The 25,625-nt window shown below is 45.1% G+C and carries 23 protein-coding genes; 18 read left to right on the forward strand and 5 right to left on the reverse strand.

Annotation, left to right across the window (positions count from 1 at the left end; translation table 11 throughout):
- Positions 1 to 8 precede the first annotated feature (8 nt).
- A complete protein-coding gene (locus Q1A08_RS10285) occupies positions 9 to 449 on the reverse strand; it encodes a nuclear transport factor 2 family protein (protein WP_299772488.1) in 441 nt (146 codons plus the stop codon).
- 208 nt (positions 450 to 657) lie between these two features.
- Between Q1A08_RS10285 and Q1A08_RS10290 the strand changes: the two genes are divergently transcribed.
- From Q1A08_RS10290 to Q1A08_RS10305, 4 genes are all read left to right on the forward strand, one after another.
- The gene (locus Q1A08_RS10290) at positions 658 to 1,686 is read left to right on the forward strand and encodes an AraC family transcriptional regulator (RefSeq protein WP_299772490.1); all 1,029 of its coding nucleotides are present in this window, start codon (positions 658 to 660) and stop codon (positions 1,684 to 1,686) included.
- 140 nt (positions 1,687 to 1,826) lie between these two features.
- Positions 1,827 to 4,493 (forward strand): pyruvate dehydrogenase (acetyl-transferring), homodimeric type, encoded by a 2,667-nt coding sequence (gene aceE / locus Q1A08_RS10295; RefSeq protein WP_299772492.1) that lies wholly within the window; start codon positions 1,827 to 1,829, stop codon positions 4,491 to 4,493.
- 11 nt (positions 4,494 to 4,504) lie between these two features.
- The gene (locus Q1A08_RS10300; RefSeq protein WP_299772494.1) at positions 4,505 to 6,127 is read left to right on the forward strand and encodes a 2-oxo acid dehydrogenase subunit E2; all 1,623 of its coding nucleotides are present in this window, start codon (positions 4,505 to 4,507) and stop codon (positions 6,125 to 6,127) included.
- Positions 6,128 to 6,186: 59 nt separating this feature from the next.
- The gene (locus Q1A08_RS10305; protein ID WP_299772612.1) at positions 6,187 to 6,936 is read left to right on the forward strand and encodes a class II aldolase/adducin family protein; all 750 of its coding nucleotides are present in this window, start codon (positions 6,187 to 6,189) and stop codon (positions 6,934 to 6,936) included.
- On the opposite strand, the gene Q1A08_RS10310 is transcribed toward Q1A08_RS10305, so the two are convergent.
- Complete coding sequence (locus Q1A08_RS10310; RefSeq protein ID WP_299772496.1) at positions 6,922 to 8,190, reverse strand: HAMP domain-containing sensor histidine kinase; 1,269 nt, start codon at positions 8,188 to 8,190, stop codon at positions 6,922 to 6,924. The two genes, Q1A08_RS10305 and Q1A08_RS10310, sit on opposite strands and share 15 nt — an antisense overlap.
- Positions 8,180 to 8,842, reverse strand: a complete 663-nt coding sequence (locus Q1A08_RS10315; protein WP_299772498.1) for a response regulator transcription factor — start codon at positions 8,840 to 8,842, stop codon at positions 8,180 to 8,182. The genes Q1A08_RS10310 and Q1A08_RS10315 overlap by 11 nt, the downstream gene beginning before the upstream one ends.
- Before the next feature lie 177 nt (positions 8,843 to 9,019).
- Here Q1A08_RS10315 and Q1A08_RS10320 point away from each other — a divergent pair, with 177 nt between their 5' ends.
- The 3 genes from Q1A08_RS10320 to Q1A08_RS10330 are packed head-to-tail and all read left to right on the forward strand — an operon-like array spanning position 9,020 to position 11,187.
- The gene (locus Q1A08_RS10320; protein WP_299772499.1) at positions 9,020 to 9,412 is read left to right on the forward strand and encodes a hypothetical protein; all 393 of its coding nucleotides are present in this window, start codon (positions 9,020 to 9,022) and stop codon (positions 9,410 to 9,412) included.
- Between the two features lie 10 nt (positions 9,413 to 9,422).
- A complete protein-coding gene (locus tag Q1A08_RS10325; protein ID WP_299772501.1) occupies positions 9,423 to 10,373 on the forward strand; it encodes an MBL fold metallo-hydrolase in 951 nt (316 codons plus the stop codon).
- 10 nt (positions 10,374 to 10,383) lie between these two features.
- Positions 10,384 to 11,187: a metal-dependent hydrolase gene (locus Q1A08_RS10330; protein ID WP_299772503.1), complete on the forward strand. Its 804-nt coding sequence runs from the start codon at positions 10,384 to 10,386 to the stop codon at positions 11,185 to 11,187.
- 32 nt (positions 11,188 to 11,219) lie between these two features.
- Here Q1A08_RS10330 and Q1A08_RS10335 read toward each other — a convergent pair whose 3' ends face one another.
- Positions 11,220 to 12,167, reverse strand: coding sequence for a D-2-hydroxyacid dehydrogenase (locus tag Q1A08_RS10335; RefSeq protein ID WP_299772505.1), 948 nt, complete (start codon positions 12,165 to 12,167; stop codon positions 11,220 to 11,222).
- 207 nt (positions 12,168 to 12,374) lie between these two features.
- On the opposite strand from Q1A08_RS10335, the gene Q1A08_RS10340 reads away from it, so the two are divergent.
- The 11 genes from Q1A08_RS10340 (at position 12,375) to Q1A08_RS10390 (ending at position 25,156) form a co-directional block, all read left to right on the forward strand.
- A complete protein-coding gene (locus Q1A08_RS10340) occupies positions 12,375 to 13,577 on the forward strand; it encodes a M24 family metallopeptidase (protein WP_299772507.1) in 1,203 nt (400 codons plus the stop codon).
- A gap of 50 nt (positions 13,578 to 13,627) precedes the next feature.
- The gene (locus Q1A08_RS10345; protein ID WP_299772509.1) at positions 13,628 to 14,218 is read left to right on the forward strand and encodes a hypothetical protein; all 591 of its coding nucleotides are present in this window, start codon (positions 13,628 to 13,630) and stop codon (positions 14,216 to 14,218) included.
- A gap of 9 nt (positions 14,219 to 14,227) precedes the next feature.
- Positions 14,228 to 15,061 (forward strand): fumarylacetoacetate hydrolase family protein, encoded by an 834-nt coding sequence (locus Q1A08_RS10350; RefSeq protein ID WP_299772511.1) that lies wholly within the window; start codon positions 14,228 to 14,230, stop codon positions 15,059 to 15,061.
- A complete protein-coding gene (locus Q1A08_RS10355; protein WP_299772513.1) occupies positions 15,054 to 16,430 on the forward strand; it encodes an MFS transporter in 1,377 nt (458 codons plus the stop codon). The genes Q1A08_RS10350 and Q1A08_RS10355 overlap by 8 nt, the downstream gene beginning before the upstream one ends.
- 214 nt (positions 16,431 to 16,644) lie before the next feature.
- Positions 16,645 to 18,840, forward strand: a complete 2,196-nt coding sequence (locus Q1A08_RS10360; RefSeq protein WP_299772515.1) for a TonB-dependent receptor — start codon at positions 16,645 to 16,647, stop codon at positions 18,838 to 18,840.
- Positions 18,841 to 18,897: 57 nt separating this feature from the next.
- On the forward strand, positions 18,898 to 20,409 hold the full coding sequence (locus Q1A08_RS10365; RefSeq protein WP_299772517.1) for a hypothetical protein: 1,512 nt from the start codon (positions 18,898 to 18,900) through the stop codon (positions 20,407 to 20,409).
- 7 nt (positions 20,410 to 20,416) lie between these two features.
- Positions 20,417 to 21,379, forward strand: a complete 963-nt coding sequence (locus Q1A08_RS10370; protein ID WP_299772519.1) for a tripartite tricarboxylate transporter substrate-binding protein — start codon at positions 20,417 to 20,419, stop codon at positions 21,377 to 21,379.
- 18 nt (positions 21,380 to 21,397) lie between these two features.
- Complete coding sequence (locus tag Q1A08_RS10375) at positions 21,398 to 22,480, forward strand: L-dopachrome tautomerase-related protein (protein WP_299772521.1); 1,083 nt, start codon at positions 21,398 to 21,400, stop codon at positions 22,478 to 22,480.
- Between the two features lie 2 nt (positions 22,481 to 22,482).
- Positions 22,483 to 23,484: a YncE family protein gene (locus Q1A08_RS10380; protein ID WP_299772523.1), complete on the forward strand. Its 1,002-nt coding sequence runs from the start codon at positions 22,483 to 22,485 to the stop codon at positions 23,482 to 23,484.
- A gap of 30 nt (positions 23,485 to 23,514) precedes the next feature.
- Positions 23,515 to 23,913, forward strand: a complete 399-nt coding sequence (locus tag Q1A08_RS10385; protein WP_299772525.1) for a DoxX family protein — start codon at positions 23,515 to 23,517, stop codon at positions 23,911 to 23,913.
- A gap of 82 nt (positions 23,914 to 23,995) precedes the next feature.
- Positions 23,996 to 25,156, forward strand: coding sequence for an alpha/beta fold hydrolase (locus Q1A08_RS10390; RefSeq protein ID WP_299772527.1), 1,161 nt, complete (start codon positions 23,996 to 23,998; stop codon positions 25,154 to 25,156).
- Here the strand turns inward: Q1A08_RS10390 and Q1A08_RS10395 are convergent.
- Positions 25,153 to 25,623, reverse strand: coding sequence for a hypothetical protein (locus tag Q1A08_RS10395; protein WP_299772529.1), 471 nt, complete (start codon positions 25,621 to 25,623; stop codon positions 25,153 to 25,155). The two genes, Q1A08_RS10390 and Q1A08_RS10395, sit on opposite strands and share 4 nt — an antisense overlap.
- Between the last annotated feature and the right edge of the window lie 2 nt (positions 25,624 to 25,625).

Below are 25,625 nucleotides of genomic sequence, written 5' to 3' on the forward strand. Positions count from 1 at the left end.
GTTGGTAGTTAGACTTTGGGACGTTCAAAAATGGAAGGGCCTAAGTATTTTTCTTGAATTTTCCATTCATTGTCTATTTTCACCAGTTTGTCGTGGTATGTCGCAATGAGTTCTATATCACCTAGAGGTGCTACGTTTTCAAAGTTCTCATCAAAGTCATGTCTGTAAACACATACATAAGATTCACAGTGTGCTTCAGTTTCTGATAATAGTTGAACTTCCGTATTTGTGATTAAGTGTCTTACAAAGATATTTGTTGGTCGATTGCCCATCACATTCAAAAGGCCGTCAGGGCCTTTGATGACATTCCCATCACGACGAATCCAGTTTCCGTCTGGAGCCATCATTGATGCCATTTCTTGGTACTCAGAGTTGTCTAAATGCCTCATGAATTTGATAGCGACTTGAGCGCATTCCCACTTATCAATGGTAGTTTGGTCATTGCTCACTGTATTTTTTCCTCTCGAGTGATTAGGTTTCTTGGTCACGGAGCATCTTGCTGGTGCCAAGGACGCAAATGTAGCAAAAAGGCCGCTAGATCAATGGTGTTTGTCTGACAGCTTGTTGGCCTAAGGTGACGGCTTTGGTTGATGTGTGGGGTAAGTAATTATTTTGTGGTAGGATTCTTGTAACGATTACTGATATTTGTGTGCTGTTATGTCAAACGATGTTGTTGGGTTGAATCAAAGGACGGAAACTTCATATATTCGAATGTTGGTTCGTGGTTTTGAGACATTAGGGATTGATTGGCGTAGCTTGTATGAGTCTGTAGGTGTTTCTCCTGAAGATATTCTCACAGAGGGGGGGATTATTGATCATGGCCAAACTGTTAGGTTTTGGGAAAAACTATCAAGTGTTGTTGATGATGATTTAGTTGGTCTGCGTGTCGCTGAAACTGTTGAGCCAAAGGCGTTTGGTGTGGTCTGTTATCTATTGCTCAGCTGCGAGACTTTTGGTGAGGGCTTGCGCAGATTTATAAGCTATCAGGAGTTGCATTGGACTGCTTTGCAAGTTCGGGTGCAGGAAGTGGGAAATTATGTCGACATCTACTGGGATGTATCGAGAGAAGATACTCCTCACCAGGTCGAGTGTAAGGTTTTAATATTTTTCAAGTTATTCAATTGGGTTGTCGATGGGGAGTTGCTGCCTCAGCATGTTAGCTTTTCTCATTCGTGTCGAGGTGGTGGGGACGAATATCGAAGATTGTTTGGCTGTGATGTGAAGTTTTCCCAGGCGGGTAATCGAATTCGCATTCCAGCGAGCTCAATGGACTTACCTTCTGAGCATGCAAATTTCCAGTTGAGCGTTGTTCATGAGCAGTTGGCTCGTCAGCAGATGGATGAATTGTTGGAGCATGAGCTTGTTCGGACTTTGCGTCGTTTTATTGAGCAGAATTTAGAACTGGGCGAGGCTGATGTTAATGCGGCGGCTGATTACTTACATGTGAGTGTGCGAACATTGCAGCGTCGTTTGGCAAATGCTGGTACTTCATTTCATGTGATTCTGGATGGGGTCCGGCGGCGGCTCGCAGTTTCATACCTGCGGGCTACTGATGTTTCGGTGACTGAAATCGCTCATCTTCTTGGGTTTACTGAGGCGAGTACCTTTGATCGTGCATTCAAGCGTTGGATGGGGCAGCCGCCTGGTGAATTTCGGAGGGAATATCGGCAAGATCGCTTGAGTTAGCGGTCCGGTTGTCAGCAGTGGTCAAGCTACTGTCGTCTAGCGCCGATAGATAATTGTCATCATCGGATACCATTTCTCTTTTGTTCGTGAGCAATACCCAGTTTTGCTGGTGATTGAACGATAAGTTGAGAAGGTGGCCGATGAGCGATTCACAGCAGTTCCTGGACGATGTCCAATCTAATGCACAAGAGTGGGAAGACTCTTTGCGTTATATTATAGAAGAGTTTGGAGTGGAGGGCGTGCAAGGCGTCTTGGCTAAAGTGTGGCCAACTCTGGATGCTTCCAATGTTTCCAGTCAGTATGCACTCAATACCCCTTATCAAAATACCATACCGCCGCAACGTGATTTGCCTTATCCCGGGGATATTGCTCTGGAAAAGCGCATTGAGAACATACTTAAGTGGAATGCAATGGCGATGGTTGTCAAAGGGGCCGATAGTGGCAAAGCCGCTGGTGGGCATATTGCGAGTTATGCCTCAGCTGCAACCATGATGGAGGTTGGGTTTCACCATATCTTTCGTTCTCGTACTTCAGAATATGGCGGCGATATGGTTTTGCTACAGGGGACTACGGCTCCTGGTACCTATGCACGAGCTCACTTGGAGGGAAGGTTTGATGATGAGCGTCTGTTGGCTTATCGGCGCGAATTATTACCTGGGGGTTTATGTTCGTATTCTCATCCAAGGTCTATACCGGACTTCTGGGAAGTTCCTAACGGCTCAATGGGTTTGGGTGTTCCAACAGCTATTTACCAAGCTCGCTTCGTTAAGTACCTAGAGGCGCGTGGGTTAAAACCAAAAAACGGGGGTAAAGTTTGGTGTTTTATTGGTGATGGAGAGTCCGATGAGCCCGAGGTCTTGGGGATGATTAACACACCTGTGCGCGAACGATTGGATAATTTGGTCTTTGTGGTGAACTGTAACTTACAGCGATTGGATGGACCGGTAAGGGGTAATGGTAAGGTTATCCAGGAGTTTGAGCGCAGTTATCGTGGGGCTGGTTGGAATATTATTAAAGTTATTTGGGGAGCTGAGTGGGATCGGTTTCTGAAAGTGGATTATTCAGGGGCCTTGCAGCGTCGTATGGCTAGCTGTTTGGATGGTGAATACCAGCGTTTGTCTACTTTGGATGTGGCGGAGCGAAAAGCAGAGTGGATCGCTGGTGATCCTAATCTTCAAGATATGTTTAAGGGTGTCTCAGATGAAGAGTTCGATTTGCTGATCCGTGGCGGACATGACCACAAGAAGATGTATTCTGCATACAAGGCTGCTTCTGAGTATCAAGGCGGCCCAACAGTGATCATTGTTAAAACCATCAAAGGGGATGGGATGGGCTACATTGCTCAAGGGAGTAATACTGCGCATCAAAAGAAAGTGCTCAATGAGGATGATCGCCAATTTTTGGCTCGTGCATATAGTATTCCATTGGATGCGGAGGCTGTTGCTCGTGCTGATTTTTACCGGCCGAGTAGCGACAGTCCGGAAGTCAAATATGTGCAAATGAGGCGTGAGGCTTTGGGCGGCTTTATGCCAAATCGATCTGTCAATTGTGAAAAGCTTGATGTGCAATCCATAGATGCTTTCAATCAGTTCGCTGCGGGTACTAATGGTCGAGCCATGTCTACTACAACGGCAATGGTTAGGACCATCGCAAAGCTGATGAAAGATAAGAGTGTAGGCGAGCTCATCGTACCTATTGTACCTGACGAAGCGCGTACCTTTGGTATGGAAGGCCTGTTCAAGTCCGCAGGTATTTATTCAGTAGATGGGCAAAAGTATACCCCTGTCGATGCTAAATCACTGACGCCTTATAGAGAGGTGGAAAATGGACAGCTTTTACAGGAAGGAATCTGTGAAGTTGGGGCTATGGGTTCCTTTCTTGCTGCTGGAACAGCTTACGCTGTACATGGTATTCCAACAATACCTTTTTATATCTTCTATTCCATTTTTGGCCCACAACGCATCGCGGATATGATGTGGCATTGCGCTGATATGCTTTGTCGAGGTTTTCTGCTGGGGGGGACCGCAGGGAGGACAACTCTGAATGGCGAGGGGATCCAGCACCAAGATGGTCATTCGCCGGTGATGGCCTCTGCCTTCCCTAACTTGCGAAGTTATGATCCAGCTTTTGCATACGAAGTGGAAGTCATTGTTAAACATGGCATCAAAGAAATGTATGAGGACGAGAAAAACGTCTTTTACTATTTGACTCTGTATAACGAAAATTATGAGATGCCAGAGCGGCCTGATGGAGATGGGATCGATGATGGGATTGTGAAGGGGATGTATCAATACTATCGAACTTCGAAGCAGTCATCGGATGTGAATTTGTTGTCCAGCGGGTCGATCATGCAGCAAGCCTTGAATGCAAGAGATAAGCTTGAAACGCTAGGGTATACCGTCACCATATGGAGTGTGACAAGCTTTATTGAATTGTATAGAGAGGGGCAGGCCGCAGAGCGTTTCAATCGACTTCACCCTACATCAGAGAAAAAGATTTGCCACTTAGAGGCGCTGATGGAAGGAGAGAGCGGTGTGTGCGTCTCTGTAACAGACTATATGGAGTCGCTTGCAGAAAGCATAAGTCGCTGGATGCCAAAGCACTATGCTGTTTTAGGCACTGACGGATTTGGTTTGAGTGAGTCGAGAGAATCTCTTCGAGATTTTTTTGAGGTTAGTTCTGACTATGTTGTACATGCTGCGCTTTCTCTTATGCATAGAAGTGGAGCTATTTCCTCAGAGGTACTGCTGGAGCAGTCTGGTGACTTAAATGTCGATGCCGATAAGATTGATCCGATGGTGCGCTAGGGAGAAAGGATATGAGTAATATAATTCAAATCCCGACTCTAGGTGATGGAGATGTTTCGGGTGTAGTTGGCAGCATTTTTGTTTCAGTTGGGGATTTAGTTGATGAAGATACAATTGCGTTTGAGGTTGAAACTGACAAAGTAGTTGTTGAGGTGCCCTGTGGTAGTTCTGGTGTTATCAAAGCATTACTGCTTAATAGTGGAGATAATGTTCAGGCGGGCCAAGATATGCTCGAAATCACAACATCTGATAATTCTGAAGATGGTGCAGAGCCAAGCTCTGAGAAAGTCGAGACAGAAGAGGTTTTCCAAGAAGAAAATACTGCAGTAGAAGAAAGTGAAGGAGCTGGAGCTCAACATGTAAGTCTCGAATGTGTATTGCCTTCTCTCGGTGATGGTGATGTGAAAGGGATTGTGGGGGGCATTCACGTATCGCCAGGTAGTCACGTTTGTGAAGGTGATGTCATCCTGGAAGTTGAAACAGATAAGGTGGTCGTTGAGGTCCCCTCAGAGCATACTGGTCGAGTCATCGAGCTATTGTTGTCGTCGGGGGACGAGGCTAGAAGTGGTACTCCTTATGTTTGTATAGAAGTTGAAAATACTAGCAGCAGTGCCTCTAAAGTTAAGGAGACGATGCCGAAATCGCCAGATGTTGAAAGAGTCACGAAAGCAGAAGTTAAACCGTCTGCGAGTAGCAGCTCTTTTCTAAAGACTGAAGTTTCCTCTCTAGTAGGCGTCAAGGCAGGTCCTTCTACGAGGAGGTTTGCCCGCGAATTGGGTGTTGATTTGGGTTCGGTGAGTGGGACAGGAAGCCGCGGGCGAATAACCGTAGCTGATGTAAAGTCCTATGTGAGAAATAGCTCAACGGCGGAAGTGCAGTCAGAGGCTAAATCAATTGCTAAATCCATTGCTCTACCGGATGTGTCTCAATTTGGTCCGACTCATAGAGTTGGCTTATCGAAGATTGCCCAGGCTACATCGGCAAATATGGATCGCAGTTGGAGTCAGGTACCTCATGCTTGGGCTGATCAAAAGTTAGATATTACGGAGTTGGAGCGCCACAGGAAGCGTTTGAAAGCTGATGCACTACAACGAGGATGTCCGCTGACAATTACGGCGTTTCTTTGTAAGGCAATGGCGCAAACAATAAGAGAGTTTCCATTATTTAACGCATGTTATGACGAGGAAGCTGGAGAACTGATTTATCGTGATTATATCAATATTGGGATCGCAGTTGATACGCCTCGAGGGTTAGTGGTACCGGTAATTAAATCGGCCGACCAAAAAAATGTTCTTGAGATAGCCGCTGATATAAGCCTTCTGAGCGAGAAGGCGGTTAATGGAAAGCTAGCCTTGTCTGATATGCAAGGATCTGGAATAACTCTATCGAATCTGGGGGGCTTAGGAGTAAGTGGTATCAAGCCAATGGTGAATTGGCCTGAGGTCGCTATCTTGGGTGTTGCAGCTGGCTCTATGGAGCCTCAATGGAGTGGAGATGCTTTTGTTCCGCGGCTTCGTATGCCCGTTTCCATGGGGATAGATCATCGTGTCATTAATGGTGCTGATGCGGCTCGCTTTCTCGCCACATTTAAACGGCTAGTGGAAGACCCGGTACGTTTAGGTGTTGGGTTCTAAAAAGAAGGTTGATAGCGAGTAGCTTTGGAGAAAAACGTATGGATAGAAGAAAATTCTTAATGGGGGTGGGTAGTTTGGCGTTCATTCGATCACCAATAGCCTATTCAGATACTTCGTTAATCGATGGGTTAAAGTCAGAATTAATTATTGCAAACAAAATTCTTTCTAACCAGGGTGTGTTTGATGCGTTTGGCCACATAAGTTTTAGGGTTCCAAGTGGGCCAGGGGCTTTCATCATGTCCTATTCCAAAAGCCCTGAACTTGTCACTTTGGACGATTTGGCTGTATACGACAAACTGGGTGAGCCTCTACACCAGAGTGAAAGGGTGAGTTTTCGTGAGCGATATATTCATTCTGAGCTATATCAAAGTCGGCCTGACGTAATGGCCGTTTGTCATCACCACTCTGACGCTATCATTCCATATACGGTTACCAATACGCCCATGAGGCCTGTTGTCTTGGTTGCTGCCACGATAGGGAGCAAAATACCAACGTGGGATCCTAAAGACTACTTGCCGTTTGTGAATAGCGCAGAGAAAGGGCGGGATTTCGCCAAAAGTATGGGGGATGCTACCGTTGCTCTCCTTCGGGGGCATGGTTGCACCGTTGTCGGTGCGGGTATTAGAGAAGTTGTTATGACTTCGATTTACTTACAACGAAATGCATTGATGTTGAGTCAATCGCTAGCGTTAGGGAAAGTGAAGTCACTGTCTGAGACAGAAATATCGAAACTCAGAAAAATACTTTTCGCACCTGACTCTCGCGACCGTGCCTGGGAATATTGGAAACACAAATTAGATGTCATGTGAGGTAGGGTGAGGCCAGCTAACGGTTACGCGCGTTCCCTTTAGGTGCTCAGAGTGAACGTCCATTACCCACCCGAGTGAATAAATAATTCGTTCAATTAGGCGCAAGCCTAGTCCGGGGCTTGGTGACTCTGACTTAGGCTTATAACCACAGCCTGTGTCAGAGATGCGAAAACCTTGCTCTAGTACTTCAATGTTGATCGTTCCTTTGCGAGTATTCGTAATCGCATTTCGGATGAGGTTGTTTAGTACCATACGCGTTTGACTTATTGGAATCTTGTGGCGGAGTGCTTTAGGGCCCGAGAGTTCAATGTTTAACTCTTTGTCAGCTCGTAGGTATTCATTGTCTTTAATTGCCTGCTCTGCAAGTGTAAAGATACTGTATGTGACTTTAGGTTCTTGGTAGTTTTCATGCCTTTGCATCCATAGAAGTGTTGATATAAGGGCGTTCATGTCGTGATATGCATGGCGTATCCTAGAAATAGAGTCTTCAATTTTATCTAGATTTGACTCCTCTATAGATAGCTCTGCTAAATCCAGAGATGCACCAATGACACTAATAGGGGTTCTCAGCTCATGGCTTGCACTCTGTAAAAAAAAACGTTCCTTTTCTTGAAGTTTTTTTACTTCTTGGGCGATGCTTGTTAGTGTGGCAGCTACCTCGCCTAGCTCATCTTTAGGGAATTCATCGAGCTTAATTCTTGGGCTTTCGTCGAAGAAAATTTGCTTAGAGTACTGATTAAGCTTATAGGCTGGCTGGAGAATTCTATCGACTAATTTTGCACAAAAAATCAGTGTTATGAATATCGTTATTCCAGCGGATATCGCTAGAACGTCTCCTATTCTATCTTCAAGGTAGCTATTCTTACCCTGAGTGAAGACGAGGGTATAAAGTGTTCCCTTGTGTTCTATTGTTGATACAAAATAGTTGTTTCCTGACGTTCGATACTCTTTTATATCTTTTGATCGCTCATCGAACTCTGAGTGCTCTCTTAGGTCTGTGGGTAGGTTGGAAGGGTCTTTATATACTCCGACTAATCCGCCATATGAATCTTGATAGTGAGTGTCAATGGTGTTGTTGGCCAAAATTTCGTTTGAGGCGGCCTGTAAGATGCTTCGGAAAGCTTCGTCTTCTGATTTATGGAAGAAGATCACGGCCAGTATCGAATACACTATGATCTGAATTGTGCAGACTCCGAGAATGGTGGCAGAAACCAGAAATCGAAGACTTTGAGTCGGGCTTGAATTATGTCTCAATCGATAGGCCTCTTCTTGGAACAGTCTTTATTACCGGGTGGTCAAAAGGTTTGTCGACCACTTTTCGGAGCTGATAAATCGTAGTTTTTAGTGAATCGGTTTGAGGGGGAGATTCACCCCATAATTCGGCTTCAAGTTCTGACTTGCTTACGATCTGCGGATGCTTTTTGGCTAGTAAGGAGAGAAGTTTCCAGCAGTGGTTATTAAGCTTTAATGGCGTGCCTTTCCGGGTCGCAGTTTCTTCAACGAAATCAACTGAAAGATCCCCAATGTTTATGGTCGATAATTGATTTTCATATCTTTTTGCAAGGGATTTGGCTCGAGCATAAAGTTCCCGGATCTGAAATGGTTTTATTAGGTAGTCGTGGGCACCGGACTCGAACCCCATCTCTATGTCTTCGATCGAATCCCGGGCTGTTAAAAAGATAATTGGTGTTCGGTTGTGCTGTTGACGTAGGGATTTGCAAACATCGAATCCATCTAGGTCTGGTAGATTGATGTCCAATATAATTAAGTCGTAATTGTTGTGGGATGCTAGGTTTATTGCTGATTGGCCGTCAAAAGCGTAATCCATAGTTACAGAATTCATTGACATCCAGTCAATAATAGAGCCTGCTAGATTGGTGTTGTCCTCAACTAGTAGTATCTTCATGTTATATCTTCATCTTTGCTTATAACCAAACAGTATTCTCTGTTTTGAAAAAACTCCTTCTTTTCCTGTTTTTTTTTCCTTTTTTTTACCTTGTTGAGTTTAGAGTAGTTTGGTGAATCTCTAACGATAATAAATATGTTACAGCAAAACGCTTTGAAATTGAACATTGGGCGAATCATGACGATGTTAGGATTTCTGATTGGCTTGGCTGACCTGAGTAGGACTTTCAGTCGTGTTGGCGATGAGGCCTATTTGCTAATGGCGACATCAGGTGCAGTAGTCAATGATACTTGGCGACACGCACTTCACGAATCTATTGGCGGCGTCGCAGTTATGGTTTCGGTTTTGTATATTTACTTTGCGGGCCCTCCGTCAAGAACTCCTACGACATGGGTTGTAGTGATGATCTTGCTCGTTGGCCACTACGCGCCGTTTTGGATCGGAACGCCTTTTTTACCTGAGCTTGGTGCGCCTCATTGGAGGGCTGAGTTGATCCATATTTTAATGGCAGCTTTTCCTCTGGCTGGGGCGCTTATAGCCCGTCCAGTCTTTATGACGAACAAATCCTAAAGGAGAAAGTATGAAGAAGTCGCTAGGCGTGTTTGCATTACTCGCTATGTTTTTTACCCAGGTAAACGCTGCCAAAGATCCCGATAAGGGTTTTGAAGTTATTTTACTAGGGAGTGGTTCCCCTGGGATTCATGTGGATCGATTTAGCTCGAGCAATTTAGTTAAGGTCGCAGGGAAAACATTTCTGGTGGACGCAGGTCGAGGCGCCGCCATTCGAATGAGCCAAGTGGGTAACCCTAGGCAGTTGTTACCATCTTTGGATGGTGTTTTTCTTACGCATCTTCATTCTGATCATTTGATGGGTTTATCTGATGTTTATATGACAGGGTGGTTGTATGGGCGCAACTCTGTTTTTGATATATATGGGCCTCCGGGAACGAAAGGCTTAATGCAGGGGCTTCGCTCAGCTTATGACAAGGACGTTTACTACCGATCTGAAGTCGATACTAAGTATGCAACAACTGGATTGGAAGTAAATGTCACCGAATATAGTAGTGATAGGGTGCTGGTCTCTGATGGCGGGTTGAAGATCACTGCTTTTTTGGTTGATCACGCCGATATTAAACCAGCGTTTGGTTATAAGTTTGAGTATGGTGGTAAGTGCGCTGTTTTTTCCGGTGATACGCGATATTCTGAAAACTTGATAAAGCACTCTCGTGGGTGTGATGTTGTTATTCACGAGGTTTCCCAGGTCTCCGACGCATACCTCAAAAAGCGTCCTTCCTTTCAGACAATTCTAGATCATCATACTTTGCCTGTAGATGTTGGTCGAGTGTTTTCAAGAGTAAAGCCAAGCCTTGGCGTGTTTAATCATATTATTGCCATTGATATATCAGAGCAGGAGCTGGTTGACCAGGCGCGCGAAACCTACTCGGGTCCGCTCATGGTGGGTCACGATCTCATGAAGATTTCATTAAGCGGCGATAAGCCTACTGTTAGTGATTTGCGTCAATCGAAATAGGAGTAAAACGATGTTTAAGAAATGTTTTTCTGCATTTTGTTTGGTTTTGTGTTCGGTGTCTTCCGTGGTGGTCGGTGCTGCTGAATTGCGCTGGCTAGGTCAGGCAGGGTATCAAATTAAAACAAACTCAGGGAAAGTCATTCTGATTGACCCTTTTATTACACATAACCCCAAGGCGCCTAAAGATGTCAGGGATTTAAAGGGGTTGGGGAAAGTTGATCTTATTTTGGTAACCCATGGGCATAAAGATCACTTTGGTGACACACTGGAAATATCTCGTATGACCGGCGCAAAGATTGCGCTTAATGCGGATTTGGGTACAACTTTGGAGACATTGAAGATTGTTCCAGAGGGTAAGCTAATTCGGTTTAACAAGGGAGCAACTCTTGAGCCGATTGGTGCTGGTATTAAAATTACTATGGTGCGAGCTGAGCATAGCTCTAGCTTCGAGCACCCTCACAACGGAGTTGTTGAGAATCACCCTGGTGGTGAGCCGGCAGGGTATATTATCGAGTTGGAAGATGGCTATAAGATTTACCATGCAGGGGATACCGGCGTTTTCGCTGATATGGTGTTTATTGGTGGATATTACAGCCCGGATTTGGCGCTATTACCGATCGGGGGTCATTTCACAATGGACCCTAAGCACGCCGCGTATGCCGTGAATGCTTTGTTGAAGCCAAAGGTTGTGATCCCGATGCACTACGGTACGTTTCCTATTTTGGCTGGTACACCGAAGCAGTTCAAAGCTGCCTTGGGTAAAACTAAGTCGAAGTTGGTTGTTTTAGAGCCGGGCGATACTTACCGCCCTTAGGTAGTTGCGAGCTGGCTTTTGCCAGCTCAATTTCAGTAGCCCTTGTTGATGGGGACGACCCTTTCTAGAGGAAGGCCTCTTTCGAGTCGATCGACATTGTCAGCCATCCAGTAGGCAACTTGGGTTACATTTTCGTGAGCGAGCCCCGCCATGTGCGGACTAATGATTAACCCTTTAGTGTTCCATAGTGGACTTTCTTTTGGGAGTGGCTCCGGTCGAAAAACATCGAGTGAGGCGCCGGCAACATGCCCGCTGTTAAGCGCTTCCATTAGGGCTTCTGGGGCGGTGACGCCTCCTCGGGATATATCGATAAAAATACTGCCTGTTTTCATTTTTGAGAATGCTTCAGAGTTAAACATATTCTCGGTTTCTGGGGTTAGAGGTGTGATGACAATGGTTGCATCTGCCTGACTAAGGACCTCAAAGAGGTCGCTGCTTGGATAGACTTTGTCAACACCGCTAATGTCGGCAACTTGACGTTTAGTGCCTATGACTCTCATTCCAAGCGCTTTGGCTCTAACGGCAATCTCTGAGCCGATAACGCCTAAGCCGATTATTGCCAATGTTTTTCCGGAAATGACTCTGTGTGAAAACGGAAGAAACTCGTTGCGTTTTTGTTGATCGATAAGTTTTGGTATGCCTTTCATATGTGCCATCACCATGGCGATCGCAAACTCTGGCATTTGGGGGATGGTGAGGCCTTGATTGTTGGCGATAATCACGTTTTCGGGAAGGTCGCTTGCAGGAAGTATGGCGTCAACGCCGGTTGTGAAAACATGAATGAGTTTTAAATTGGGAGCTTTGTGCCAAAGATTGCGGGGCGGACGATGGCAGAAAAGAATTTCTACGCTTTCGTCTAGACCTTCTTCGAACTCTTTTGGTGTGTGCCAGTAGATGACTTCCTTTCCTTTTAGGGCGTTGTCTAGGTGGGGAATGATTTCTGGGATAAAAGGGCGGTAAATGTGAATTTTTTCAAACATTGGGTTTTCCGTAGGGTGAGATTTTCGATTTTAGATTTTACTGTTTTGTCACATAAGTCGATTGTTGTCTACTGTCGCGGACTTATCTTATCGCGACAGTGCGTGGTTTAGTGTTGTCACTCTTGGCTAATGGAGCGTCAGCGGTAGTCAATACCTACTGGTCGCTGGGAGCTATAGTGTGTTTCTGAACTTGTTCTAGGAGGATTTGTGGAAAGATTTGTTCCTGAAGAGTGGCAGCTTGCGAGTGTGTCGATTGCTGAGCTCGAGAGGAGGTGGAGTGCGTTGCGAAAGCTAATGATCGCAGTGGATGTAGACACTCTTATTATTTCGGCAAGTACTGAGCAGTACGGTGGTTATGTTCGCTATGTTACCGGGGTTCCACCTAAGAATGGTATTGCGGATGTTGTCGTGTTTTCTCTCCATGGCGCTATGCGAGTTGTAAGGACTGGTATGGCGGGCGGCCGTCGCCCTTTGGATTTTTCAGTCAGTGGCGTACACCGGGGCGTCGAGTTGTTAGTAACCGAGCCTTATCGGCCTGGTGTGAGCTTTTCAGAGAAATGTTTACTGGAGTCTGTTGCAGAGACAGTTAAGTCCGTAGGTGCGAGCAATCTTGGTGTTATTGGCTCCGGGGAGCTTATGTGGAAGTTGAGTAACGTAGACGTTCAGGGTCCATGGCATGACCACTTTGATATGACCTCCATGTTTGAAGTCCTTATGAGTGTGAAGTCTCCGGAGGAGTTGGAGGCTACTCGTCGTGCAGCTCGTATTCAGGATGAAGTTATGGCAGAACTAGGGTCTATGATTTGTTCGGGAGTCTATGAGTTTGAGATCGCTTTGACGGCGACAAACCTGATGGAGCGTCTTGGGTCAACATCTGGTCATGTTCTTGTCGGGTCCGGTGCGGCTGATGAAAGGATGGTCTTAAAAGAGCATCGCAGCGTGATGACTCGAAAGTTGTCATCTGGCGATCATGTATTCGTGCTTATCGAGATGAATGGCCCTGAAGGCTACTTTGCTGAGTTGGGGCGTCAATTTGTGTTGGGGGATGTCGCTCCCGAGATGGTGGATGAGCTGATCTTTTTTAACCAGGCTAGGGATAGCTTTATTGATCAGTTGGACTTGAAGAGTGATGTGCTAGAAGCGTGCGAAGAATTTAGTCAGCATCTGGTTTTGAATGGTCGAGAGCCGCAGCGACGATTTTTTCTTCATGGTCAAGGCTACAGCATGGTGGAGCGGCCCCATTTTATTGCTGGAGAAACTATGGGGCTGTCGGTAGGTATGAATCTGGCTTGCCATCCGTTTTCTGTCAATGGAAATGTGATGGTCGGCATGTCTGATAATTACATTTGTGGAGACTCTGGTCGTCTCGAAAGAATACACAAAACAGAGAAAACAATTTTTGTGGTTTGAAGTGCGATGAATTTTAGGCTCAAAAATATCTGAAATTAATGGAGAGTAGTATGAGTATTCCAAAACCCAGGTTGACAGAATTGGTCTTGCAGACTTCAAGGTATGAGGAGTTGAAAGACTGGTACCAAAAAGTGATGGATGGTGAATGGTTCCTAGAGAATGTTCCCAAAGAGGGAACTGTTGTGACTCGCTACGGTGATGGCAATCGTCAGGTTAGGGCAGCAGAAGTTCGAGCGTGTTTTATGTTGTTCGATGATGAGTTTCCATTTGGGCAGATATTTGCCATTTTTGATATTCCTGATTTAGCAGCGAAGCCGACTAATGATCCGGGCGTTAACCATGTGCGTTATGGGCAGGCGACTTTGCCTGAACTGTTTGATCGCTATGAGCATCTTAGAGATTTAGGGATCCATCCGCATCGAGTTTCCAATCATGGGCAGAGTACGAGCTTTTATTATCTTGATCCTGATATGAATGTGGTGGAGTTTACAGCTCCTAATTTCGACGACAAAGAGGAGTTTGTTGCTTATCTTCAGTCTGATGCCTTTAAGGCTGACCCTTCGGGTATCGAGGTTGACCCTGAAGAATTTGTAGGTCGTTTTCGATCTGGTGTTCCTCAGCGCGAATTGGTGAAAATTTAAGGTGTGTAGATGAAGCTGGTCAGGTTTTTGAGAAACGATCATGAATCATTTGGTGTTTTGAGTGGTTCAGTGGTCTTTGAGTTGTCCAAGTTGTACAGCTCCTTCGAGGCATTGCTGCAGGACTGTCTTGTGCGGGGCAGTGCAATTTTGGAGTCGAAAAAAGCGACTTGTTCTGTTGATGATGTTGTCATCCTGCCCTCCCTCCCTGGGGGGCGGGGACGCCTTTTTGCTTTAGGCTGGAATTACGTCTCTCATGCGGAGGAGGTTAATCATCCTAAGGATGAGTATCCCTATTTCTTTATGAAGGGTGAAGCATCCCTTGTGGGGGCTGAGCAACCTATCGTTAAACCATCGATATCAGACTCCTTTGATTTTGAGGGCGAGCTGGTTGCGGTGATTGGTAAGCCCGGCAAGTGTATAGACGAAGGTGATGCGTTGTCGCATGTTGCTGGATATACAATTTTAAACGATGGTTCCATTAGGGACTGGCAAAAAAGAGATGGTGTTCTGCAGGGTAAGAACTTCGATAACTCGTCATCTGTTGGGCCTTATATCGTGACGGCGGACGAGGTCGGAGATCCGGCTTCCTTGCATCTAGAAACGCGCCTCAATGGTGAGCTAATGCAGTCAAGTTCTACTGGGTCGGTATATTTTAGCTTCCCGTTTCTGATTAGCTACCTTTCGCGCTTCACTGAGCTGAAGCCGGGTGATGCAATTAGCAGTGGAACCCCAGGTGGTGTTGGTCATAAAAGAGATCCTCAAGTGTTTATGGCCGCCGGCGATGTTGTGGAAGTGTCGATCAGTGAGCTTGGCGTCTTGAGAAATGAGGTTATCAATGAATAGTGCGCAACGTGGTCAGGCTTTAGAGGCTGATGAGCCATTACCGCTGAAGACAGCGTTAACATACGGCCCTCCCATTTTTGGGCTGGCGTGTCTGCATTTTATGGTGCAGCTGTATTTTATGAAGTTCGCTACGGATGTCCTGTTGATTGCGCCAGCTGTAATGGGGTTGATCTTTGGTGCGTCTCGTATATGGGATGCCATCTCCGATCCAGCTGTTGGCTTGATGTGTTATCGAACTAAGGCGCGCATGGGGCGATGTCGAGTGTGGATGCTTGGTTCAATCCCGGCGCTTGCTTTGACGTTCTATCTACTTTGGAATCCGCCATTGTTTTTGTCCAGCCAGGCATTGGTGATCTGGGTGGCAGTTCTTTTGATTGCCTATTACACATCTGATACGGCCTATGATATCCCTCATGTAGCCTTGGGGCAGGGCTTGAGTCGTTCGTATGATGAGCGGAGCCGTATCTTTGGCATGCGTCAAATTGGTTGGGTCTGTGGAATTCTGTGCTCTTTGTTTGCAATCAAGGTTCTAAGTTCCGCAGAGGATCAGCGAGCAGCTACAGAAGTTGTTACCTTGGGGCTGATTCCTCTGGCTGTCGTTATCATGATGATACCAGTTGTCTTTCAGCGAGAGGGGCAGGCGAGCCTTAGTGGTAGTCAAGTTGAGCCAAGAAAAAACTTCTCCGCCTTTAAAGATGTGTTTAAAAACCCACATGCACGTTTGGTATTGTTTGTTTGGTTCGTAGATACGATGGGATTCGGGACTATAGGGTTATTGTCTTCATATTTTACCCATTATGTTGTTGGGCGACAGGACCTTATTGCATTGTTCCTAACCATTTACATTGCAAGTGGTCTAGTTGGCATACCGTTTTGGGTTTCTCTGTCTGCAAAATTCGGTAAAAGTCGGGTTTGGTCCTGGGCTATAGCGATCACAGGGGTGTCCACAGGTCTTATATTCTTTGTCGGTGAAGGTGATTACTATCTTTATGGTGGATTGCTGGCTATAGCAGGGTTTTGCTTTGGCTGTGGCAATGCACTTGGTATGTCTATTCTGACCGATACGGTGGATTATGATGAATATAAAACTGGTGTCAGGAAAGCTGATGTCTACTCTGCGAGTTGGAAGTTTTCCTCTAAATTTGGACATGGTTTGATTGCCTTGATTTCAGGGGCGCTAATCAGTGCGTCGGGGTTTGTACCAAATGAGGTGCAAAGCGAAGGCACTTTGTTGGCAATCCGGGGCATATTTTGTGGCAATACTTTTATATTTTTTATGTTGGCTGCCTATCTTATTTCTCGGTTCTCATTGAACCGTGAAGAGCAGCAAGACATTGCGAGGCTTCTAAAGGAGCGAAAGGGCAGTTAGCCTTTTGCGGTTGTGGTACGGGACCCGCGATCCCTGTGTTTGCCCCATGGGATAACCATGGGGCTTTTTTTGATTTTGAGTGACACATAAGGTCTAGGATGTGGCGTGGTAGAGCAAGTAATAACCACACTGAAGGAGTAGTCTAAGTTAAGTTCTGTAGGAATAGCGAACTAATAATGCCAATAACGATAGCCAAACCATGAGGATTGAAAACGTGAGTTTACATAATAACGACTACCAACGATTTAAGTTTGTCCCCCTTGCCGCAGCCGTTACGTCGGCTCTTTGCACCTTAGGTGCATCTAATGTTTTAGCGCAACAGGCCACCTCGTTAGAGGAAGTGGTTGTAACGGCTCGAAAGAGAGCCGAGAGTATTCAAGATGTTCCTATCTCTGTCTCTGCTCTCAATGGCTCGGACTTGAAAGCTGCAGGTGTATTTAATGCCGACTCGCTTTTTGATAGCACGCCTGGGGCCACTAATGTTCAATTAAACAAGACTCAACCGGCGTTTTCTATTCGTGGTGTTCAATCATCCAGCGAGTCTTTGAGTGGTGATTCTTCAGTTGCTTTTTATGTCGATGGTGTATATATCGCTCGCTTAACCAGTCAAAGTGTTAAGTACTATGATATTGACCGAATAGAAGTTCTTAGGGGGCCTCAGGGAACGGTTTTTGGGAAAAACGCAGCAGCTGGTGCCGTTCAGGTTATTACCAATCGCCCGAATGAGGAAACAGAAGGACGCATTTCTGCAGGTTTTGGAAATTATGGCCAGTGGGAAGTGGAAGGGATGTTTAATTCCGCTCTGTCCGACTCAGTGTTGGGGCGTGTTGCGTTTTCGCGATCTGCACGGGACGGCTATACAACCAATTTACTAACCGGCAATGATGTGGATTCAGAGTCTAATTTGAGTGTTAGAGGTCAGCTACTTTTTGACTTAAATGAGGATGCAGAATTATTACTGCGAGCTGAGCGGGTAACAGATCGTGATGGTGTAGCCGCCCGAGTTAATGTGGGGCCAGACGCATATCAACCAAAAGTTGGTCCATTCAGTACCCCAGGCGCTTTACCAATTAGTGGTGATATCCGTGAAACGTATCTGGTCGATGATACGGGACTGGACCGTAAGATTTCGGCTTTTTCTGGAGAGCTTAGTTGGGCGTTTGGAGATGTGGAGTTGAAGTCTATTAGCGCCTATCGCAAGACAGAGGTGGATCAATCCGGATCTCTTTGGCCCACGTACGAAGCTGGTAGTGGAAACGAAACTTATGATTTGTTGCACAATGACCTGACAGATGACGCTGTACAAAAATCCCAAGAATTTCGTTTGTCGTCTGGAGGGGATAATTTTAATTGGTTGCTAGGCGCATACTACATGACCGAGTCAGTCGATCGTCATGAGGAGCGTGGTTTGCATACTGACATAAATGGCGTCGGGTCTGGTCCGATTGCGGTGCTGTTAAGTACGGGCGACACAACTACCGATTCGTTTGCGTTTTTTGCTGAGTACGGATATGACTTCACTGAAAAGCATAACGTCACAGCAGGCCTTCGCTATAGTCGAGATAAAAAAGATATCAATTATAACAATAACGATCTGGGTGGTTTGGTCGATGCTTCAGAAACATGGTCTGCTGTCACTGGTGGTTTGAGTTATACCTATACCATCGACGATGATAAGTCTGTATATGCCAGCTATAACCGAGGGCATAAGCCGGGAGGGTTTAATACCGATGCTGAAACAGCCACGGCTTTACGTACGCCATTTAATGAAGAGTTCATTGATAGTTATGAGCTAGGTCTCAAGAGTGACTGGCTGGATAACAGAATGAGAACGAATCTATCTGTTTTCTATATGGTTTATTCCGATCGACAGGTGGAAGTCTTTAACCCCGGATTGGCTACTCAAATCATAGACAATACCGGAGAGACCGAGCATAAGGGTGTCGAAGGGGAGTTGACTTATCTTGCAACTGACAATCTAAAGCTCGCTGCGAACTTCGCGTTCATGAGGAATACCATCACCAAGTCAGAGGATCCTTCCGTAATTGGAAATGAGCCATCCGGAGCGCCAAAGAAAACTTATATGTTGTCCGCAGATTACTCCGTTCCTTTAAGCGATGGTGGATACCTTAACTTCATTGCGATGTATAACTTTCGAGGTGGTGCATGGCAGGAAGAAGTTAACGAAGCTGATCCGTTTCGTTATAGAGGAGATGCAAAACTTCTCAACTTAACAAGCAGTTGGACAAGTTCAGATGAGAATTTGAAAATCTCCGCATATGTCCGAAATGCGCTTGATGATGAGTACATAACCCATGCAATGCCGTTTGGTACGCCGGGTGATATTGGCGGTCCAGTTTTGTATGGACCACCTAGAACTTATGGTGTTAGTGCAGATTATCAGTTTTGATTTATTGGGGGCTCAGGCCCCCTGTATCTATATTAATCAGTCTGAATGAGGCAAAGAATGCGTTGTTGGTTTTTAGGGATTTTTTTGGTCCCAGTGCTGTCACTTGCGCAAGTGTCAGAAGAAAATAGCGGTGAGAAGGGTTTTGAACAACGGGACATGCGTGGTGAAATCGAAAAGCCTTGGCGAGTCCCGAATGGTCCAACACCTTATCAGTGGAAGTCTGATCGCCGCTGGATGTCCGAGGCCCCGAGTACAAAAATTGCGTTAAAAAGGGCGGAGAGTTACCTAGGGGGGATGTCTTACCCCATGTGGGAAGTTGGTGAAAGGTTTGAGCTAATGTATCAAGCCGTAGAAGACCGTAATATTCACTATGCTCGTCACCAATTACAAACTATCGCACGTTTGATGCTTTATGGCTCTATGGCAAGACCTAGGTTTAAGCCATATGCGGATGCAATGTTTTTGGATTCTCAGTTTCATAACATGGCTTCTGCGTTCGATAGCGGAGAGTATGACAAGATTTACTCAGAGCTAGAAGCTACCAGACAAAGTTGTATGGGCTGTCATATCGCGACTAAGTTTGCTTACCTAAATAAAATACGACTTTTTGAAAAACTGTCCCCTCAAAATATATCTAGGCACAAGAAGGTGACGTTTCACTCTGAATGGACCCAGCCAGAGGATGCTGTTGCAAAAGTGCTTAAAGGTAAGGGATATGAAACCACTACTGTTGAGGGTAATCTCCCTGAGCGCTTAGAGGCCCTCCTGGAAAAACCGCTAGATGATAGAAAAGGTGATTTAGTGCATATCACCTCAGTGGACTTTAGCCTTGTGAAAAATGGTAAGGGTCCTAAGTGGCACTCTTACTCTAAAAAAAGTGAAGATTTGAAATTTGTCGCCAACACGCTTAAGTGGGGCTATGGCATGCTAACTTTGGACCCTTCGATTACTGACTCGGAGTCGTTGAAAGGTAAGCGTGTTGGGGTTGTCAGTCGTCCAAGTACGCTAAGGCTTTTCGCGGAGGCGGCATTAAAGGATAAATGGAATCTTGTAGAAGGTGATGTAGAACTTATTAGCTCCTCATTTTCCGGGTTGCCAAAGCTGCTCAGAGATAAGACGGTTGACGCGATCTACCTGCCCATTGTAGATCTAAGGCGCGATAGTTATAGAGTGATGTTTCCTGATTTGTTTGAAAAAGAATCTGTCTATTGGGTGCCTTTACCTCAACAAAACAAAGGCTCTTATTCCGCCAATTTTCCAATGCCGACGTCGATACTTCCAAAGGATTCAGTGGCGGGGATCGTAAATACACCTCGCAAGAGTATTCAGGTGCTTACTTTACAGTCAGCTTTGTTTGCGTGGTCTAGTACACCCGATCATATCGTGCGAGACACCCTAGTAACCATGGGTGAAGACTCTGCTGCTTGGAAAAAATTGCCTAACGTCGGGATGCGTGACTTCTATTTTAAAGATGGTCAGCCATTAAATGTCAACTCTATGTCTGAATTTCCTGGATTAAGCCTTATGGATGTTCATCCTGAGGCGGCCAAATTTTACAGTTCTCAATGAGGTTTTTATGAAAAAATCGCTTCGCTTTGTACTAATGATAGCTTTGTCGACACTGGTACCACTCGATGTATACTCACATGATCATGATCATGATCATGATCATGAGGAAAGTTTGCAAACGATTGAGTTTGTCATTCCATCTAAGCCGGGAGGCGGTTGGGATAACCTCGCTCGTAGCAGCGGACAGACGCTTTATGATCTGGGCCTTTTAAAAAATGTTGTTTATACCAATATGCCTGGTGACGCGAGCCTCAAGGCTCAGCGCTATGTCCTAGAAGCGAATAAGCCTTCACGTGTGCTTGCTCATTCATCTTCAGTTGTCGTTAACCAACTCAAGGGCCGCAGTCCTGGTTACGAAAGTTTTCAGCCGGTGGCAGCCGTTGGCGGTGACTATTTTGCGTGGTTTGTATCTCCAAAGTCGCCTATTAGTGATTTCAAATCATTGATGGAACTCGCCAAAAAGCGCCCTATTCGAGTAGGTGGTGGAGTCGGACGGCAGAGTGAGATTCTCACGGCCAGCGTTTTCTTGGGCGCAGGAATCCCATTGAGTCAAATTGAATACAAAGTCGTACGTCCTAAGCAAATGGTCAAAGCCTTGGCTGCCGGCGAGATTGATGTAGTGGCCTACGGACTTTCAATAGGCTTACCTTATTTGGATAGGGGGGAAATGAATATTATCGGTCATTCTTCTAAGTCAACAATAAAAGGCGTAGATACCAAATCACTTCGAGATCAGGGTATAGATTTTGAATTTGTAAATTATCGACTTTTCATGGTTTCAAAAGATATCGACGAAGAGCCTTTGGAGCTGCTTAGGGATACACTTAAAGAAATGTACAAGAGTGACGACTGGAAGAGTGTTGTGTCCAAAAATAGGTGGGTCTACGACTTTAAATCTGGTGATGAGTTGAAACAGATTTTGGATAAACAAGCATTGAGCATGGCAGATTCAATTAAAAAACTCTACTAATAAAATAGGAAATACGAAATGAAATCGAGTGTTACACTTTATGGGTTTAGGCGGTATGTCCTGCTTGGTCTATTTTTACCGTTTTTATCAAAATTCGCTTATGCTGAAAAACTTGAAGTGTTTTCCACATCGGAAACCCCCATTAACGGCGTTGCGATTACTTCCAAGGGGCGTGTCTTTTACAGTATGCCTCAGTGGCTGGAGCCTAGTCAGCCCTCTCCGAGTGTTGTCGAACGTAAGAAAGACGGCAGTTTGTTGCCATACCCAGGTGGGAAATGGAACAAGTTTTCCAAGAGCGATCCAGAAAATCGATTTGTTAATGTGAACGCCGTCCATTTCGATGGTAATGATGGGCTCTGGGTTGTGGACTATGGTGCTCCTTTTTTTGGGCCAACTCTTGAGAACTCACAGAAATTGGTAAAAATTAATGTCGAGACAGACAAAGTTGAAAAGGTCTACCGCTTCCCTTCTTTGCTAGAGGGAAAGGCAAAGCTGAATGATGTCAGGGTGGATTTAAGCAGAGGTTTGGCTTACTTATCTGAATTCGGCGCTGGATCAATCATCGTACTGGATCTAGAGTCTGGCCTTGCTCGTAAAGTTCTTGATCAGCACTATTCCACCCGAGCCCACCCGGACGTTGTTTCTTATTTTCTCGGTCAACCGTTCAAAACTCATATGCTGCAAGTAAATGACATTGAGCTCAGTCCGGATGGAAGTCGATTGTTTTATCAGGCGACTGGTGGACCAATCATGTACAGCATTGAGACTGCAGCGCTTCGTAATAGCACGTTGAGTGATCGAGAATTAGGAGAGCGTGTCGAGGTGTTTGCTAAATCTACAACTGTAGGTGGCGTGACCAGAGACAGTGTAGGGAATATGTATTTGGGTGATGTACAGAAAAATGCTGTGACTAAATTAGATTTACAGGGTCAGATGTCAACGGTTGTACAAGATGATCGACTTTTATGGCCTGATGCGATGACAATTCATGAGGGCTACCTTTACGTCCCTTGTCCTCAGATTCGTTTGTTAGGCAAGTTTCACGGCGGGAAATCGCAAGCGAAGATGCCATTTTCAGTTTATCGCTATAAATTGGACTAGGTATGAGTTATGTCGCTGTGTTAAGGATTGTCCTTCTCCAGGTTTTGGTTGCGATGCCGTCTCTAGTGTTGAGCGATACGTTGGCGGTTGTGAGTCGTTCGGTTAACCAGCTCAGCTTTTATGATTTGGGGTCGGGGCGTCTGGTTGATCATCTACCTCTGGATGGGGAGTATCATGAGCTAGGTATTTCGCCTGATGCAAAACACCTAGTGCTTTCGAAGTACAAAGACTCTTCAGGTAATCCGGGAGAGGCACTTCTGCTGGTGTCTCTCGACGGTCTAAGTCAAAAGGTTATCCCATTGCCAAAGGGCGCTCAACCTCATGGACTGAGTTGGGGCCTTAATGGCCTGTGGATTACAGATGAGGAGCGAGGTTTTGTCTATGAGTTTATCGTAGAAAGCGGAAAGCTGAACGCTGTTGATCTTAAGGCAAAAGGCGCACACATGTTAGTCGCTGATAACTCGCTGGGTAGAGTTTATGTAAGCAATCGAAGTCTTAACGCAGTTCATGTTATTGATCAGTCTACTCACCAGTTGATTTCAACACATTCTGCATCCGGTAAGGGCAGTGAAGGTGTAGCGCTTTCTGTTCAATCCGGAGAGCTTTGGGTGGCTAATCGAACGAGTAATACTATCGATGTCTTTGATACCTCGTCATTGGATATTAAAGCGACGATTAGCAGTTGTAAGTCTCCCTTGCGCTTGGCTATTGACCCTCAAGACAAGCAAGTTCTAACTTCCTGCGTTCATGAGGGTGCTGTAGACGTGTACAGTCGAAGAACAAAGGCTAGAGTTAGAAAAACCCAGCTACCTCTTGTTGCAAGCGACGGTGAGTTGAATGATCGAGCTCTCTCAACGCCTGCAAGCATATTGACTCATGACAATGGTTGGTTGGTCTCTCATATACGTGCATCAGAGATATCGCTCATACCATTTTCAAAGAGTTATCGAGTGGGGAGTATCGTTACACCTGCTCGACCTGATGATATGGAAATAATTAGATAGTATTTACCAGATAGATAGTGAGAAAAAGTAATGAGTGATAAAAATATTGATTTGTGTGTTCGATGGTTGATTTGCTGCATTTGGCTACCTACGGGCGTTTATCAGATTTTTAATTTTCAAGATGCAATTAATCAGATTACTAATAATGGTATTCCTCTGCCGTGGTTGGTTGCTGTTTTAACCATAGCAATGAAAATTGTGGGAACGATTCTTGTGCTAATGAATCGTTGGGTTAAGGAGGTCATGTTGGTTTGGATCGCGTTTGTTTTAGTTGCGACACCTATTTTTCATGCGGATATCATCCTTGAAGGTAAACTGAACACCTTTCATTTCGTACAAACCTTGAAGAATTTGGCTATAGTTGGCGGCATGCTGGCCTATTTTCAACTGGTGCGAAGATTTGAAGTTGGTGAGACTTCACAATATTAAAGTTCCGTACTATATATCATAGCGATATAGTCTTTGGGCAGCTCCGCTGCCCTTTTTTTATTTCTTATAGGAAATGTGTTGCATGAAGAAAGTGTCTTTATTCTATGCTAGCTTTTCGTTAATTGCTTGTGGCGCGACTAGTATTGATCCCAGTTATATACCTTCTGAATCTAGGTTTGATTTTAATCAAGAAAGCTTTGAGAAACATGTATTAGATACAAGGTCATGGTTGTCAGAAAATAGACATTTTAAAATGGCAGCTCACGAGCAAGAGGTATCTCTTAATGCTCCGAGAGAATGGAAGCCAGAACGTTCAAACGGCGGATTGGTATTATTGGTCCACGGACTTGGAGATTCTCCCTTTTCTTTTATAGATATTGCCAAACACCTGACGCATAAAGGGTATCATGTGCGTACAGTACTTCTAGCGGGACACGGGAGTAGAGCAGGAGATTTACTCGGCGTCAGTTTCGAGTTGTGGCGCTCTCAGGTTCAACATCATGTGAAGCAAGCACTCCAAGATTTTGATCAGGTGTGGCTGGGTGGATTTTCTACCGGCGCAAACTTAGTAACGGAGCAAGCTTATAAAAATCCTAAGGTTGAGGGTTTGCTACTATTTTCTCCAGCATTCCAGCCTGGATCGCCATTGGTCAAGTGGGCGGGCATTGCAAATCTCTTTATGGATTGGGCTGATAAGGATCCTGAAATCAATAAGGTTCGTTATGATTCACTTCCCCTAGATGCTGCTGAAAGTTACTACAATTCCTCTTTAGCGGTAATGGATTACCTCGATTCATCAAATTACTCTAAACCAGTTTTTATGGCGCTGAGCCAAAATGACTCGGTGATAGACGTTGATTATGCAAAGAGTGTTTTCTTGAAGCGTTTTGAAAACTCTAATAATCACTTGTTTTATCAGTCTAGGGGATGTAACGAGAGCGATATAAGCTGCTTTGATATGAATTTACCTGAGTTGAGGATTTCATCCGGCTCTCACATGGGATTACTTTTCAATAAAGATAATTTTTACTACGGTCAAGGTGGTGAAATGACTATCTGCAATAATGGCCAGGCGGCTGAGATTGAAAAGGCCTGCAATCAGGGTGAGTCCATGTGGTATGGCTCGTGGGGATATCAGCTTGATGGCGTTGGTCATGCTAGATTAACTTGGAATCCGTACTTTCAAGAGTTAACGGCATTATTAGATCAAGTTATGATAAATAATAATGCCGTTGTGGATTAAGGCGCTAGAGTGATATTGGTTACTTCATAAGAAGTGCCACTTTGAGTTAGCACGGGAATAGGCCAATAACGGTATTCTACAACGACTCGTTTGCCTATGAGGCCGTGCGCTTTTTCCTGAATAATCTCGTTTGCTAGAGATACCCGGATTTCATGCTTATGGTCTTCTCCTGATTCCTTGGATTTTAGAACTTCTGCCCAGTTTTCTACTTTGCGATACAGCTCCATCTCTTGCGTCTTAAACAACAGACCTTCGTGGTTAATTCCACCGATAAATCCCTCAAATTGCCCATCGTCTTTAGCGCTAGATAAACCTGTAGTCACGCCCATGATTGGATAGCACAATAACCCTGCCATAATCAATGAGGAGGCTGAAACGCAAGTAGTGGCGGTTTTATCTTTGTATTTTTTGTGTGTTAAGAAGCCTAGATATACTGCTAGAGCTATTGAAAGTAATACGTACCACATAA

Origin of the sequence: uncultured Pseudoteredinibacter sp., assembly GCF_947500695.1 — a bacterium.
Lineage (GTDB): Bacteria > Pseudomonadota > Gammaproteobacteria > Pseudomonadales > Cellvibrionaceae > Pseudoteredinibacter.

Bases quoted from the DNA above. Each gene is read 5' to 3' on its own strand.
- Q1A08_RS10290 (WP_299772490.1), top strand. From the start codon at position 658: ATGTCAAACGATGTTGTTGGGTTGAATCAAAGGACGGAAACTTCATAT.
- aceE (WP_299772492.1), top strand. From the start codon at position 1,827: ATGAGCGATTCACAGCAGTTCCTGGACGATGTCCAATCTAATGCACAA.
- Q1A08_RS10300 (WP_299772494.1), top strand. From the start codon at position 4,505: ATGAGTAATATAATTCAAATCCCGACTCTAGGTGATGGAGATGTTTCG.
- Q1A08_RS10305 (WP_299772612.1), top strand. From the start codon at position 6,187: ATGGGGGTGGGTAGTTTGGCGTTCATTCGATCACCAATAGCCTATTCA.
- Q1A08_RS10315 (WP_299772498.1), bottom strand. From the start codon at position 8,842: ATGAAGATACTACTAGTTGAGGACAACACCAATCTAGCAGGCTCTATT.
- Q1A08_RS10320 (WP_299772499.1), top strand. From the start codon at position 9,020: ATGACGATGTTAGGATTTCTGATTGGCTTGGCTGACCTGAGTAGGACT.
- Q1A08_RS10325 (WP_299772501.1), top strand. From the start codon at position 9,423: ATGAAGAAGTCGCTAGGCGTGTTTGCATTACTCGCTATGTTTTTTACC.
- Q1A08_RS10330 (WP_299772503.1), top strand. From the start codon at position 10,384: ATGTTTAAGAAATGTTTTTCTGCATTTTGTTTGGTTTTGTGTTCGGTG.
- Q1A08_RS10335 (WP_299772505.1), bottom strand. From the start codon at position 12,167: ATGTTTGAAAAAATTCACATTTACCGCCCTTTTATCCCAGAAATCATT.
- Q1A08_RS10345 (WP_299772509.1), top strand. From the start codon at position 13,628: ATGAGTATTCCAAAACCCAGGTTGACAGAATTGGTCTTGCAGACTTCA.
- Q1A08_RS10350 (WP_299772511.1), top strand. From the start codon at position 14,228: ATGAAGCTGGTCAGGTTTTTGAGAAACGATCATGAATCATTTGGTGTT.
- Q1A08_RS10355 (WP_299772513.1), top strand. From the start codon at position 15,054: ATGAATAGTGCGCAACGTGGTCAGGCTTTAGAGGCTGATGAGCCATTA.
- Q1A08_RS10365 (WP_299772517.1), top strand. From the start codon at position 18,898: ATGCGTTGTTGGTTTTTAGGGATTTTTTTGGTCCCAGTGCTGTCACTT.
- Q1A08_RS10370 (WP_299772519.1), top strand. From the start codon at position 20,417: ATGAAAAAATCGCTTCGCTTTGTACTAATGATAGCTTTGTCGACACTG.
- Q1A08_RS10375 (WP_299772521.1), top strand. From the start codon at position 21,398: ATGAAATCGAGTGTTACACTTTATGGGTTTAGGCGGTATGTCCTGCTT.
- Q1A08_RS10380 (WP_299772523.1), top strand. From the start codon at position 22,483: ATGAGTTATGTCGCTGTGTTAAGGATTGTCCTTCTCCAGGTTTTGGTT.
- Q1A08_RS10385 (WP_299772525.1), top strand. From the start codon at position 23,515: ATGAGTGATAAAAATATTGATTTGTGTGTTCGATGGTTGATTTGCTGC.
- Q1A08_RS10390 (WP_299772527.1), top strand. From the start codon at position 23,996: ATGAAGAAAGTGTCTTTATTCTATGCTAGCTTTTCGTTAATTGCTTGT.
- Q1A08_RS10395 (WP_299772529.1), bottom strand. From the start codon at position 25,623: ATGTGGTACGTATTACTTTCAATAGCTCTAGCAGTATATCTAGGCTTC.